Annotated in this window: 1 protein-coding gene; it reads left to right on the top strand. The window is 47.2% G+C overall.

From position 1 onward, the window contains the following. Positions 1–15: 15 nt before the first annotated feature. Positions 16–271: hypothetical protein (locus AAEZ03_RS27425; protein ID WP_350583006.1), on the top strand; the 256-nt coding region annotated here is incomplete at its 3' end.

The following is a 271-nucleotide window of genomic DNA, read 5'->3' on the forward strand; positions in this document are numbered from 1 at the left end:
GGTCAAGGTGATCCGTTGACCAGCGTGCTCAAACCGCCAGCAGGTGCAAGTTTTGAGCAGTTGCTCACAGGCAAAGATGATGAGCGTATCATCCTCGCCAGCTCCGCAGGTTATGGCTTTATCAATACAATCGGCAACCTCGATAGCAACCAAAAAGCGGGTAAAAATATCATTAACTTCGCTAGTGATAAAAGCTTGCTTCCCGTCGCTCGGATCGATGCGCCAGTCGAGAATACTGCCAATAGTGAAGATAATGACAATACTATTAAGC

It is taken from the genome of Pseudomonas sp. HY2-MNA-CIBAN-0224, assembly GCF_040310285.1.
Classification (GTDB): domain Bacteria; phylum Pseudomonadota; class Gammaproteobacteria; order Pseudomonadales; family Pseudomonadaceae; genus Aquipseudomonas; species Aquipseudomonas helleri.